This is a genomic window from Streptomyces sp. HUAS MG91 (assembly GCF_040529335.1).
GTDB classification, from domain to species: Bacteria; Actinomycetota; Actinomycetes; order Streptomycetales; family Streptomycetaceae; genus Streptomyces; species Streptomyces tabacisoli.
The window spans coordinates 6,772,717-6,786,349 of record NZ_CP159534.1 but is presented as its reverse complement, the minus strand read 5'-3'; the positions used below and the strand labels follow the sequence as shown (position 1 = coordinate 6,786,349).

Annotated in this window: 11 protein-coding genes; 4 read left to right on the top strand and 7 right to left on the bottom strand. The window is 70.5% G+C overall.

The window, feature by feature from the left end; genetic code table 11:
• Window positions 1–332: 332 nt before the first annotated feature.
• Entirely contained in the window at window positions 333–3,398 is a 3,066-nt protein-coding gene (locus ABII15_RS30775; RefSeq protein ID WP_353945534.1) for a VCBS repeat-containing protein, read from the top strand.
• Window positions 3,399–3,809: 411 nt separating this feature from the next.
• Here the strand turns inward: ABII15_RS30775 and ABII15_RS30770 are convergent, their stop codons facing one another.
• A complete protein-coding gene (locus ABII15_RS30770; protein WP_353945533.1) occupies window positions 3,810–4,694 on the bottom strand; it encodes a serine hydrolase in 885 nt (294 codons plus the stop codon).
• Entirely contained in the window at window positions 4,691–5,620 is a 930-nt protein-coding gene (locus tag ABII15_RS30765; RefSeq protein WP_353945532.1) for a LysR substrate-binding domain-containing protein, read from the bottom strand. Before ABII15_RS30765 ends, ABII15_RS30770 begins: the two co-directional genes overlap by 4 nt.
• 115 nt (window positions 5,621–5,735) lie before the next feature.
• Between ABII15_RS30765 and ABII15_RS30760 the strand changes: the two genes are divergently transcribed.
• The 3 genes from ABII15_RS30760 (at window position 5,736) to ABII15_RS30750 (ending at window position 9,579) form a co-directional block, all read left to right on the top strand.
• The gene (locus tag ABII15_RS30760) at window positions 5,736–7,376 is read left to right on the top strand and encodes a penicillin-binding transpeptidase domain-containing protein (protein ID WP_353945531.1); all 1,641 of its coding nucleotides are present in this window, start codon (window positions 5,736–5,738) and stop codon (window positions 7,374–7,376) included.
• A gap of 569 nt (window positions 7,377–7,945) precedes the next feature.
• Window positions 7,946–8,104, top strand: coding sequence for a hypothetical protein (locus ABII15_RS30755; protein WP_353945530.1), 159 nt, complete (start codon window positions 7,946–7,948; stop codon window positions 8,102–8,104).
• 23 nt (window positions 8,105–8,127) lie between these two features.
• Complete coding sequence (locus ABII15_RS30750) at window positions 8,128–9,579, top strand: GDSL-type esterase/lipase family protein (RefSeq protein ID WP_353945529.1); 1,452 nt, start codon at window positions 8,128–8,130, stop codon at window positions 9,577–9,579.
• A 34-nt stretch (window positions 9,580–9,613) separates the two neighbouring features.
• Here the strand turns inward: ABII15_RS30750 and ABII15_RS30745 are convergent, their stop codons facing one another.
• The 5 genes from ABII15_RS30745 to ABII15_RS30725 form a co-directional block, all read right to left on the bottom strand.
• Window positions 9,614–10,327, bottom strand: a complete 714-nt coding sequence (locus tag ABII15_RS30745; protein WP_353945528.1) for an Orn/Lys/Arg decarboxylase N-terminal domain-containing protein — start codon at window positions 10,325–10,327, stop codon at window positions 9,614–9,616.
• Between the two features lie 263 nt (window positions 10,328–10,590).
• Window positions 10,591–11,211: a dihydrofolate reductase family protein gene (locus ABII15_RS30740; RefSeq protein ID WP_353945527.1), complete on the bottom strand. Its 621-nt coding sequence runs from the start codon at window positions 11,209–11,211 to the stop codon at window positions 10,591–10,593.
• Window positions 11,211–11,717, bottom strand: a complete 507-nt coding sequence (locus ABII15_RS30735) for an SRPBCC family protein (RefSeq protein ID WP_353945526.1) — start codon at window positions 11,715–11,717, stop codon at window positions 11,211–11,213. Before ABII15_RS30735 ends, ABII15_RS30740 begins: the two co-directional genes overlap by 1 nt.
• A 3-nt stretch (window positions 11,718–11,720) precedes the next feature.
• Window positions 11,721–12,062, bottom strand: a complete 342-nt coding sequence (locus ABII15_RS30730) for a metalloregulator ArsR/SmtB family transcription factor (RefSeq protein WP_353945525.1) — start codon at window positions 12,060–12,062, stop codon at window positions 11,721–11,723.
• Between the two features lie 49 nt (window positions 12,063–12,111).
• On the bottom strand, window positions 12,112–13,605 hold the full coding sequence (locus ABII15_RS30725; RefSeq protein ID WP_353945524.1) for an APC family permease: 1,494 nt from the start codon (window positions 13,603–13,605) through the stop codon (window positions 12,112–12,114).
• Window positions 13,606–13,633 lie beyond the last annotated feature (28 nt).

The window sequence follows — 13,633 nt, the reverse complement described above, 5'->3', positions numbered from 1 at the left end:
GCGGCGCGTTGAATTACAGATCGGGGGCGTACTCCACGGCACAGCAGAAGACCACCCGTGGCCTGTACAACCATTGACCCGGCTCATGCGTCAGGCCGCCGCCAGGACGCCCTGAGGTGCAGGTATGACCAACCAGGAGGTCACCCTCACCGACTGAAGCAACGTCGGGACCGACCCCCTCCCCCACCCTCTTGGATGCCCGATCTCCCCAGAAGGAAAGGTGCCGACTGGTTGTAGGGTGCCGCTGCACCATGTTTAGATATGGAAAAGGAAGAGTAATGAGACATCGCCAGAGATGGCCTCGTAAAAAAGCGAGATTCCGCGTTGCTGTCGTGGCAGCGATATCCGTCGGGCTTGTCGCCCCGTTGGCCACCGCTGGGCCTAGTGCCGCAGCCGACCCCGGCGCGGCAACGAAAATCGACTCGGACCTCACGCCGGAAGAGACGAAGGCTCTGGCCAAGGCGGAGGAGACCGGGGACCCGGCGGAGGTGCTGTCCCGGCGCACGGAGGCCTCCCAGGTGTTCGCCAACCCCTCCGGCACGTTCACCGAGGACCGGTACGCGATCGCGCAGTGGGTTCGTAAGGGCAACCGGCTCGTCGACATCGACACCAGCCTGTCCGAGAACTCCGACGGCACCATCAGCCCGGAGGCCACCGGGGTGGGTCTCGAGTTCTCCGGCGGAGGCAAAGGGCCGCTGGCCACGATCACTCGGGACGGCCGCAGCGTTTCACTGACCTGGCCCACTGCGCTGCCGGCCCCCACGATCGAGGACGACACCGTCACCTACGCGGACGTGCTTCCCGACGTCGATCTCAAACTGCGGGCCGGTGCCTCCGGCTTCGGCCAGCTCCTCGTGGTCAAGACGGCCCAGGCCGCGGCCAGCCCGGAGCTGGAGGACATCACCTACAAGCTGTCCAGCAACGGCGTGGACGTCACTGCGGACGAGGCAGGCAACCTCAGCGCCACGAACCCTGCCGGGCAGCAGGTGTTCACGGCTCCGACCCCGCGGATGTGGGACAGCACCTCCCACGACGTCGCCCGCCGGCCGGCCAAGGCCGACACCTCGCAAGGCCCCGCATCACCCGGCGAGTTCGAGCCGGCTCCGGGCGCTCAGGAAGCCTCCATGCCCGTCGCGGTCACCGACGACACACTGAGACTCACCCCGGACCCGGACCTGATGACGGGGAAGGACACCACATATCCGGTGTACATCGACCCCTACGTCGAAGGCTCGCGCTACTCCTGGACGATCGCCTACAAGAAGTACCCCACGACCTCGTACTTCAACGGCGCGGGCTGGGACGGCAAGACCACGACCACGGCCCGGGCCGGCTATGAGAACGTGACCAATGGCCTGGCCCGCTCCTACTTCCGCATGAACACCAAGAACCTGTGGAGCACCGACAAGCAGGTCATCAAGTCCACGTTCCGGATCAAGAACACGTGGTCATGGTCGTGCACCGCCAAACCCGTGCAGTTGTGGCGCACGGCGACAATCGGCTCGTCGACGACCTGGAACAACCGTCCCGACCGCCGTGAACAGATGGACAGCGTCACCGACGCCAAGGGCTGGAGCGGTGACTGCCCCGCAGGCAACCTCGCCTTCGACGTCAGCAAGGGTGCCAAGGACGCCGCGTCCGGCAAGTGGAACACCATCAGCCTGGAACTCGCCGCGTCCAGCGAGTCGGACGTGTACGGGTGGAAGAAGTTCGACGCCAAGTCCGCGGTGATGTCCACCGAGTACAACACCGTCCCCAGCGCGCCCAGCGGCCTGGACACGGTGCCCTCCACCAAGAACAGCAAGGGCTGCGGTGACGTGGCCCCCTACGGCCTCATCGGCAACACGGACGTCTACCTCACCGCGAAGATCAGCGACAAGGACGGCGGGACCCTCACCGCCCGCTTCCACCTGTGGGCCACCGGCCACCACGACGACGGCCCCGGCGTGTTCTTCAACAAGACCGTCTCCGTCACCTCCGGCACCGTCGCCAAGATCAAAATTCCCAAGGCCACCCTCAGCCAGTACCTGACCACGGCGAACGGCAACTTCTCCTGGAAGGCACAGGCCGACGACGGCAAAGCCACATCGGACTGGACTCCCACCCTCGGCGCCGCCGGCTGCCGGTTCGTCTTCGACCCCAACCGCCCCAGCACCCCGCCCGCCATCAAGTCCAGTCAGTTCCCCGACGGCAGCGAAGGCTGGCCCGCCGGCACCAACTCCGTGCGCACCGAAGGCACCTTCACCCTCTCCAGCGGTGGCGTCAGCGACGTCACCAAGTACGAGTACTGGACCGACACCGAGCCCACCGTCCGCACCGCCTCCCCCGCCTCGGCCGGCGGCAGCGTCACCGTGAAATTCACCCCGACCGCCTCGGGCGCCAACCACCTCTACGCCCGCAGCCTGGACAAGGCCGGCAACCGCTCCGACACCGCCGACTACCTCTTCTACGCCAACGGCCTCAAGCAGAAGGACAAGCCAGGAGACATCAACGGCGACGGCAACGCCGACCTCTGGGCCGTCGACGCCGAGGGCGTCCTGCACCGTGCCTACGGAGCCGGCGACGGCACCGTCAAGGACGCCGCGACCCCGGCCTCCAACTCGACCTGGAACGACGTACAGATCACCCACCGCGGCGACTGGACCGACGACGGCTACGAAGACCTCGTCGCCCTTCGCCACGACGCCGCCACCGACACCGACCGGCTGTGGCTCCACCCCAACAACGGGTTCGGCTTCGCCTGCACCGCCTGCGAGGGAACCGGAACCAGCAGCGAACGCCAGGAACTCACCGTCTACGCCGCCGCCAACAACCACTGGAAGAACGGCGCCAAGCAGATCCTGGCCGTAGGTGACGTCGATGGCCCCCTCGACCTCGACAACGACGGCATACCCGACACCGACAGCTACCCAGACCTCATCGTCAACGACGGCACATTCATCTGGCTCTACTACGGCAGCAACGACAACCGCCTCGACTCCGAACGCGACCCCGTCCTGCTGGCCGGACCCGACGATCCCATCTCCGACGGCGTCTCCACCGTCAACGACGTCACCCTGGCCGCCCCCGGCGACTGGAACGGGGACGGGCAGCCCGACCTCGTCGTGCGCTACGACCGCGCCGACACCGGCGGACTCTACGTCTTCCACGGCAAGGAAGGCGATGACGGCTACGACATCAGCGTCTCCGACCGCACCGCCATCGGCAGCAACTTCAGCACCACCACCGTGCCCCTGTTCACCGCGGCTCCGGACGCCGACAACAACGGCAAGCTCGACCTCTGGGCCACCACCCCCAACTCCGGCCGCCTCCGGCTCTTCCACGACCTGACCGCCACCGGCATGGGCCCCGTGATCGTGGCATCCGAAGAATTCACCGGCTACAAGGCCATCAGCTGACACCCCGCCTGTGCATCTGAGGACTGGGCGACGTGACAGACACCAAGTCACGCCGCCCAGTCCCAGCTTCCACGCCCAGCCGCACCCGCTCACATCGGTGTGCGCCCCCGGCTACGTCCTGCTGAGCATCAGGACCCCCAAGCCAAGGCAGCGGCAACCTCCCTTCGGAGGCGGCACCCCTCCCTAGTGCTGCGTCAAGTTCTGGGTCGGCTCGTTTTGCAGGGCACGCGAAGCTCCGATGCCGAAACTTCCGACCGGCCCACAGGGTTGTTCCAGTGCCATCAGACCGATGCCGGCAGCGCTACCCATCGACGCCACCGCATACCACCGGGGTCGACTACGTGTCGGCGGCCTTGCAGCGCAGCTTCTTTCCCCCGCGTACGGACCTCGCCCCGACCAGAGGTGGGATCTTCAGCTCGCCTTCCTGTTCGCGCGGAGCGTGTCCACGGCGATCCTCGCGGCTGTGCCGATCACGGCGTCGGCGGCGGGCAGGATCGCGGAGCTGCGTACGGAGCGGGTGAACACGGCGAGGGCGTAGCGGCCGCCGTCCGGGTACTCCACGGTGCCGACCTCGCCCCGCAGGGTCGGCAGCGACCCGGTCTTGCCCGCGACGTGCACGTCGTCGAAGGGAAAGCCGGACGCGAGCCGATGCGGCCACACCTGAAGGGCCATCAGGCGCCGCATGGCGGCGCAGTGTTCGGGTGTGCCGGCGGTATCGCGCCAGATGGCGGCGAGCAGCCGGGTCAGGTCGCGCGGGGTGCTGTGGTTGGCCCGCGCCGGGTCGAGCGCGCGCAGCCGGGCGATGACGTGCGGGTCGGCCAGGGCGCGGACGCCGTCGGGTCCCGCGTCCTCCTTGATCATGGCCATGGCCGCCCCGAAGGAGTGCACGGCCTGGGTGCGGGTGAGGCCGATGCGGAGCGTCGTACGGTTGACGGCGTCCAGGCCGACGCGCGTCAGGAGCAGATCGGCGGCGGCGTTGTCGCTGACGGCCATCATCAGGTAGGCCAGGTCGCGCAGGGAGAGCCGGGCCCCGTCCAGCATGGCCGCGAGACCGGTCGGCCCCGCGGTGCGCCCGGTGGGCGGGCACTCGACCTGCTCGGTGAGGTCCAGGTCGCCGGCCGCCGCCCGCTCGTGCAGGGCGACCAGCAGGGGCAGCTTGTGAACGCTGGCGGTGCACACCGACTGGTTTCCCTGCCAGTCGAGTTCGGCGCCGGTGTCGATGTCGAGGGCGTGCAGCCACCCGGTGACTCCGGCGTCGGCGAACGCCGTACCGATGGCGGTGGACGTGTCGGTCATAGCCAGTACTCCGCTGCGGGGCGCAGATGCATGGGACGTGCGGGGGTGTCGGGGCGGGCGTCGGCCGTGGTGCGCAGTGCGTGCTCGGCGGCGTCCGTGAAGGCGCGTACGGCGGCGTCGCCGTGCAGTTGGGGCCAGGCGACGGAGTGCCGCCAGGCCAAGGGCGCGCCGGCGAGCGGGCGCCACACGAGATCGGGGTGCGCGGTGTCGTCCCGGGTGTCGCGCGGAGTGAAGGCGACAGCCCCGGCGGACATCACGAGGCCGCGGGTGAAGCTGGCTCCCCGGCCGTGCCGGACCGCGGGCGGCGTGTAGCCGCCGCGCGCACAGGTGGTCAGCAGATCGTCGTAGAGCGCGGGGGATCCGGCACGGGGGAAGAGGACCAGGTCGTGGCCGGTGAGCGCGGCGAGCGGTACCGCGGTGTGCTCGGCGGCGGGTGCGCCGGGCGGCAGCAGGACGCCCAGGTCACGGCGGAGCACCGGGCCGAGTTCCAGGCCGGTCACGTCGCAGGGATGGTGCACCAGCCCTACGTCGAGCTCGCGTGTCCCGAAGCGGTCGAGTTGCTCGGCGGTGGACAGCTCGTGCAGTTCCAGCTCCACCTCGGAGCACCGTTTCTGGAACTCCGTGAGCACGGCGGCGACCGTGACACCCGCGATGTCGGGCGGCAGCGCCGCGCGCAGCAAACCGCTCTCCCCGTCCCTGATGCGGCGGGCGGCGGCACGCAGTGTCCCGGCCCTCGCGAGCAGTTCCCGCGCCTCGGGCAGCAGCAGCGTCCCGGCCTTGGTGAGGGCGACCTGACGGCTCGTGCGGTCGAAAAGCCGCACCTCAAGCTCCCGCTCGAGGCGCTGGATGCGCTGCGACAAAGGAGGCTGCGCCATGCCGAGGCGGGTCGCGGCCCGGCCGAAGTGTGACTCTTCTGCAACAGCCACGAAGCACTCCAAGTGCCGGATCAGGTCCACGACCAGCAACCATATCCAGTTTTAATCAGTAGGCAACTCTTATCAGACTTGGACATGCAGTGGACTCGCTTGCTCTCCTCACGGCATGACACACCTTCCGACCAGGAGGAGAGCCCCGCGCTCTCCGCTCAGAACCGTCTGTGCTGTCGCCGTGGTCTGTGCCGTCGCGGCCGGCGGCGCCTACGCCGCGGAGCTCGGCCCCTTCGACCGCGGCTCGGACGCGCGCGACCCCGCCGCCGCCAAGCAGGCACGGGACTTCCTCGCCGACTGGTCCCACGGCCGCTACGGCGGGGCCGCCGCCCGCACCACCAACCCCGCGCGCGCCGAGGACGTGCTGCAGAGCTTCACCGCGGGCCTCGACATCACCGAGCCGCGGCTGACCGCGTCCGCGGCCGAGACCACGGACGACGGCACCGTACGGGTGCCCTTCACGGCGAAGATGCCGGTGAAGGGGCTCGGCACCTGGACGTACACCTCGCACGTGCCGCTGCGCGAGAGCGGCGACGGCGACTGGAAAGTCGACTGGTCCCTGGGAATCGTTCACCCACACCTCAGCGAGAAGGCCAAGTTCCGCCTCGAGCGCGAGGACACCAGCGCGCCCCAGGTCTCGGACCGTCACGGCAAGTCGCTGACCGGTGACGCATACCCTTCGTTGCAGCCTCTCCTCACCCAGTTCGCAGGCGACGGCAGTGGCGCGGCCCGCGGGGCGATCCGGCTCGTCGACAGGGTCACCGGAGAGACGACGGGGACGGAGACCACGTTCGGGAAGGGACCGAAGGGCGGCGGGGCCGAGGCCGGAGCAGCGGACGACGCACCGGTCAAGACCACTCTGGACGCCGCCTGGCAGTCCGCCGCCGACGCCGCGCTCGCCTCCGAAGCCGGGGGAAAGAACGCTTCACTGGTCGCGCTGCGCGTCGACAACGGTGAGGTGCTCGCGATGGCCAACTCCCCCGCCACCGGCTTCAACCGGGCCGTCTCGGGAACCTACGCCCCCGGCTCGACCTGGAAGATCGTCACCAGCAGCGCGCTTCTACTGAAGAACGCCGTGACGCCTGACACCGTCGTGGACTGTCCCAAGCACCTCATCGTGGGCAAGGAGTTCCACAACGTGGAGACGTCCGAGTTCCGCGGCGCCACCTTCCAGAAGGACTTCACGGAGTCCTGCAACACCGCGTTCATCAGCCTGCGCGGCAAACTCGGGGACGCGGAGAGCGGCGACGTGGCGCGCAAGTACTTCGGCGTCGGCCAGGAGTGGCACGTCGGCATCCCCTCGTACGACGGGGCGGTGCCGGTGCCGAAGGACGAGACCGAGAAGGCGGCGGCGATGATCGGCCAGGGCCGCGTGCAGGCGAACCCGCTGGTCATGGCGTCAGTCACCGCGACCGCGGCGTCCGGCCGCTTCCACCAGCCCACGATCGTGCCCGGCAAGAAGGACAACACCTCCACCACGCCCCTGCCGGCGTCCGTGGTCGGCCAGTTGCGCACGATGATGCGGGCGACCGTCACCGACGGGACGGCACACGTCCTGGCCGACCTGCCGGGCGGGATAGGCGCGAAGACGGGCACGGCCGAAGTCGCCGATGACGAGGAGAACAACGGCTGGCTCGTGGCCCGGCGCGGCAACGTCGCCGTGGCGTGCGTGGTCGAACAGGGAGTGACGGGCGGCGGCTCGGCCGGCCCGATCCTGCACCAACTGCTGTCCGCCGTCCCGGACGACCCCTCCTGAGTCGCTGACCACCATGGCTGCCGGGCCGTCCCTCCACCCGGCGTCAGCCCTACGTCCGGCCCTACGCCCTACGTCCTGCGCCCGAAGACGACGACGCGGTCGCCGAGGCGCAGTACGCCCCGGAGGTAGATCTTCTTCCACCGGTCCGGGTGGGTTGGGCCCGGCTTCCCGAGCGGATGTCCACGGATCCGCAGGCGCTCTCGCGCCCCTGACGCATCCACATCTTCTGCCGCGTCAGATCCACGCAGGCCGTGCGTCCGTGACTGACTTTCGGGCACGCGACCGCCGCCCGGTCCGTCGCCGCGACCCCGGGGGTCACACCGAGGACGGTCACGGCATGGGTTTTCCGTCCCGGGTCGTGACGTCGGACTCCCCGCCCCGGCCCCGCGGGCCGTCCGGCCGGGGCGACTCTATGGCCGCTCGCGACCGTGCGCACGCGCCCGGACCATTCCGGGTGATCATGGGTCGGCATTGGCGGTGCACGACGACGGCCGGTGCGGCGAAGGGGGCTGGCCGGGACATGCGCCGGTCAACAGGACGTTTGTGACCATGCTACATAAAGTACGCATATGACTACAGCGAGCGAGACGATCCCCCGGGAGGGCCGGATCCTCAAGAGCTTTCGCCACTTGGACGCGAGCGGCAACGGATTCGACGAGTACGACGACGACGTCGCTGACGAGACCGCGTCCGCGAACTGGCTCTGGGGCCCGGTCGCCGCTGAATGACGCCCGGGGAAAAGGTGATGCGGATGCCCGGAGTCGCTGATCCGCTGCGGCAACGCGCGGCCCTGCGGCTGCGGCGCGTTCGGGCCGCCCTGGTCCGAGGCGCGTGGGCGTGGGCCGAACAGCACGGGCGCATCACGTCCGAGGACCCGGGAGGCCGGCACTTCGGCCGCCTCGGCCGCGGGGTCTGCATCGGCTTCCCGGTGGCGTCGCTCTACGGAGAGCCGTGGATGGAGATCGGCGACGGCACCCTGGTCGGGAGCCACGTCACCCTCACGGCCGGTCTGCTGCCCGGCATGGACCTGGGCCCGTCGCCGGTGCTGCGGATCGGTGACGGCTGCCTGATCGGACGGGGCAGCCACATCGTGGCCCACGACTCCGTGACGATCGGAGACGACGTCTTCATCGCCCCGTACGCGTACATCACCGACCAGAATCACGGCTACACCGATCCCGGCCTGCCCATCGGCTGTCAGCCGCCGCGCAATCGGCCAGTGCTGATCGGCGACGGCTGCTGGATCGGCGCCGGCGCCCTGGTGCTGCCCGGCACCCGGCTGGGGCGGAACGTCGCGGTGGCCGGCGGTTCGGTCGTCCGCGGCGAGTTTCCCGACCACTGTCTCGTGGGCGGCGTGCCCGCCCGCATCCTGCGCAGTTACGACGCGGCGCACGGCTGGACGCCGCCGCCCGCGGCCTCGACGACACCGGAGGATCTCATGTCCCTGGCCCACCCGGAACGCACCCCCGACATGATCGACATCATGATCGTCGGCGACTCGATCAGCCACGGCAGCAGCGGTGACTGGACCTGGCGCTACCGCTTCTGGAAGCACCTGCGCGAGCACGGCGTCAGCCTCGATCTGGTCGGGCCGAAGGCCACCCTCGACAACATCCGCACCGCCGAGGTCGGTGACGACGACTCCACCTACGCCGACCCGGAGTTCGACCCCGACCACGACGCCCAGTGGGGCCGTCCGTACGTCACCGAGAAGGACGAGATCGAGGCCAAGGTGCGTGAGCACCGGCCGGGCTATCTGCTGGTGCTCCTCGGTATCAACGACCTGTTCTGGTACGGCGTCGAGCCGCCCCGGTTCGAGGAGAACCTGCGCGAGTTCATCGCCAACGCCCGGCGGGCCGAGCCGAACCTCCGCATCGTGGTCGGCACCGTTCTGGAGTGCCAGAAGGCCGTCGACGAGGCCGATTTCGGAGCGCGGGTCGGGGCCACCAACGACAGGATCCGGGCCGTCGCCGAGGATCTCGACAGCCCGTCCGCGCCCGTCGTGGTCGCCGAGACGGCGGCGGAGTTCGTCGCCGCCGACCACACCTGGGACGGCACCCATCCCAACCCGCACGGCGAACTCCGCATCGCCGCGGCCTTCGCCGACTCGCTCGCCTCCCGCTTCGGTATCGGTGCCCGCTACCCGCGGCCGTACCCGGACGTCCCGCCCGTCGCCCCGGAGGCCAAGGCGAGCATCGACTGACGCGGAGCCGCATCGGTTTCCGTCCGGAACGGGACTACGCGGCCCGCGCCACCCCGCGCCGCCTGCGCAAGCCCCGTACGCCGACCGCCCCCGCCACCAGGGCCGCCGCCGCGCCGCCGACAAGCGCCCACGCGCTCACGCCTTCAGGCTTCTCGGCGGCGTGGAAAGATGCCGCGCGAGTCGCGCAGCGGAGGATCCGGGAGGCCTGGATGCCGTCCCCCGACGCCTCCCGGCCCGCCGCCGAGCGCAGGAAGGCCACGCCGCCGCCGTGGGCGGGCGTGTGCCAGGAGTACTCGTGGGTGTCATGGAATTCGCTCAGCGCGCCGAAGAACGGCGGGAGGACGGCGCGCCGGTACTCGGCCACGGCGTTGGCGATGCGGCCCCCGACCGAGGCCGGGGTGTCCTCGTCCGGCCAGAGGTAGCCGGTCGCCACGTCCGACACCCACAAGGGCATCTCCTGAAGGGTGCCGCCCCGCTCCAGCAGGTACACGGGCAGACCGCGGAACGAGCGCGCCACGGCCCGCAGCAGTTCGGCGGAGCGGCTCTCCGAGCCGTTCTCACCGGGTGGCAGCCACTGCGTCACCAGCCCCACCGGCGAAGCGTCCGAGCGGACCACGGCGACCGCGTCGGCGATGTCCGTGAGCCACCGGACGCCCACTCCCTCCGCGCGGAGCACCTCGCGGATCCGACGCAGCGACTCCGCCACACGTCTCTTGCCGTCCGGGTCCTCCGTGACCGCGAACAACACGGTCGACTCCGTCCTGGCCACTCCGCCACCGCCTTCCACAGCAGACGCGCCGCGGCCACGGTCCGTACGCCGCGTTCGGCGCGCCGACCGGGTCGCGGATGCCGCGCTTCGCGCACCGCCCGGTGACGGCGCCGGCGGCCGGCGTCACCCGCCGCCGGGTCCGCCGCGACCTGGCGGAACCATCCGGAGAGCGCCCGCATCCGCGCTCCGCGACCGCTGACGGGCGCCTGTCGCGGGGCGGGAGCGCGCCGGGTTCCGGGCGGCTACCGCCTGCGGACGGCGTAGGTCACGTGCGTCGCCCTCGGGGAGGGCTCCGAGCGGATCTGCTCCAGGGCCACGCGGCCGGCGTCGACGCCCTCGAACAGGCGGATTCCGGAGCCGAACAGCACGGGCGAGAGCGCGATCGAGAACTCGTCGACCAGGCCGGCGTTCACGTACTCCAGGATCGTCGTGCCGCCGCCCGCGATGCGGACGTCGCGGTCGCCGGCGGCCTCGCGGGCCCGGTCGAGCGCGCTCTCGACGCCGTCGTTCACGAAGTGGAACGTGGTCCCGCCCAGCCGCTCCCAGGGGTCGCGCTTCTCGTGGGTCACGACGAAGACCGGCGTGTGGAACGGCGGGTCCTCCGGCCACATCCGCTCGCCGGCGTCGAACATGCGCTTGCCCATCACGCTCGCGCCGGTGCGCTCGAACGTCTCCCGCACGATGTCGTTGTCGCGCCCCTCCTCGCCGCCCGTGCCGAGGTTCAGGTTCTCCCGGAAGAACCGCTGCGGGAAGATCCACTGCTGGAGTTCCCGCCACAGCGGCCCCATCAGCTCCTCGGGGGACTCGGGTGCGACGAAGCCGTCCAGCGACATCGACACGCTGAAGAACACCTTTCGGGCCATCAGCCCTCCGCCCCCTCGTGGTCCGTCCCGGTGACGTAGGCCGCCAGGTTGTCCAGGGTCTGCCGGCCGGCCTCGATCGCGTGGTACTTCTCGGCCGCCTCGTCACGCAGCTCCTTGGTGGGGAACAGCGTGCGCATCTCGATCCGGGTCGCCGCGCCGTCGGGCTCGAAGGTGAGCACCGACTCGAAGGCGTTCGGGTCGTCACGTCGCTCGCCGTGGAGCATCGCGATCCGTTCCGGCGGGACGAGCGCGGTCCAGGTGATCCACTCCTGGTAGTCCGTCCCGTCCGGTCCGTGCATCACGAAGTCCCACTCGCCGCCGACGCGGAACTCGAACGCCCGCGTGGTGGTGGTGAATCCCTCCGGTCCCCACCAGCGCGACAGGTGCCGCACCTCGGTGAAGGCCTCGAACACCACCTCACGCGGGGCGCCGATGGCCCGGGAGATCACGATTTCCCGGTCGGTCGTCGCCGACCGCTCCGTCGCGTCCGGTTCTGTCGCTGACATCGGTCACTCCTCCTGTTGTGCCTGCCCCAGGTCCTGCACATACGCGTCCAGCCGGTCGAAGGCTCCGTTCCAGAACCGCTCGAAGCCGCCGGTCCACTCGTGGACCGGTCGCAGCCCGCGGGCGTCGAGGCCGTAGAGGCGCTGCTTGCCCGCCCTGCGGTCCCGCACCAGCCCGACCTCCCGGAGCACCCGCAGGTGCTTGGACGCCCCCGGCTGGCTCATCCCCAGCTCCTGGGCCAACTCGCTCACCGGCCGCTCCCCCGCCCGCAGCAGCATCAGGATGTCCCGGCGCTGCGGCTCGGCGATCGCGTTGAAGACGTCCGACGTCGTCGCTGCTCGTGCCATGGCAGTCATCATATTCCGATATGGGAATATGTCTAGTCGGCGCTGAGGCTCACCCCTCCCGTTCCACGTCGACCGTGGTCAGCGACGCGTACCGCTCGGGTTCGCGGCGCTTGATCCGCAGGGCCACCGCGAACCCGGCGATCAGCACCAGCGGCAGGGGCACCAGGAGTACGGCGTTCACGGCGCCGGTGCGGCCGGTCAGCAGGTCGAAGTGGACGACGGCGAGGACCGAGAGGACGACGAGCCCCGCGCACGCGAGCAGCGGCGACCAGACGACGCGGGCGGCGCTCATGCCGCGCCGGTCCCGCCGGAAGTACGCCCAGACGGCGAGCGCGGCGAGCGCCTGCATGGCCATGATGCCGAGGACGCCGATGCCGTTGGTCCACAGGAACACCTCGCCGTACGGATCGGCGGCGAGCAGCGCGCCGACGGCGATGAGCACCAGATTGAAGGCGCTCTGGGCGACGACCGCGCCGCCGGGCGAGCCGTGCCGCCCGCTGACGGTGCCGAGGCGGCGCGGCAGCAGGCCCTCGCGGCCGAGGGCGTAGAGGTAGCGGGCGGCGGCGTTGTGGAAGGCGAGGGTCGCGGCGAACGCGCTGACGATGATCAGGCCGTGCATGGCGTCGGCGAGCCAGGCTCCGACGTGGAGTTCGGCGGCGGTGAAGGTCAGATCGGGTCCGGCGGCGGCTCCGGCGAGGTCGACGGCGCGCTCGGTGCCGAAGGCGCCCATGATCAGCCAGCAGCCCACCGCGTAGAAGACGGCGAGGAATCCGATGGCGATGAAGGTGGCGCGGGGCACCGTGCGGCGCGGGTCGCGGGCCTCCTCCGCGTAGATCGCGGTCGCCTCGAAGCCGGTGAACGCGCCGATGATGAGGACGAACATGCCGGCGACGCCGCCGGTGGCGAGCGTGGACGGGTCGAAGGAGGCCGGGTCGAGGGCGGCGGTGCCGCGGTCGCCGAGGATGCCCCCGTCCATGACGACGAGCGAGAGCACTTCGAGGACGAGGGCGACGCCGAGCACCTTCGCGCTGAGCGTGACCTTCAGCCAGCCGAGGACTCCGACGGCGGCCACGCACACGCCGGACAGCACCCACCACGGTATGTCGGCGCCGGTGGCGTCGTGCACGGAGTCTGCCGCGAAGTAGCCGAAGGCGGCGGCGACTCCGGGGGTGATCAGGTTGTAGGAGACGACGGCGACATAGGCGGTACCGACGCCGAGGACCCGGCCGAGGCCGTGCGCCACGTACGCGTAGAAGGCGCCCGCGTTGCGCACGTAGAGGCTCATCGCGGTGAACCCGGCGGCGAACAGGACGAGCAGGACGCCGGAGACGAGGTAGGCGAGCGGGGCGCCCGCCCCGCCGATGCCGATCGCGAACGGGGCGACACCGGCAAGGACGGTCAGCGGCGCGGCGGCCGCGACGACGAAGAAGACCAGGTCGAACGTGCCGATGCGGCCCGAGGCGAGCCGCCCGCCGCCGGACTGCGGCTCGGCGGGCGCACCTCCCGCGCCTCTGCGGGGAGTTCTGGGGTCGGTGGTCGTCATGGGTGCACTCCGGTGGGCAGGTCTGACG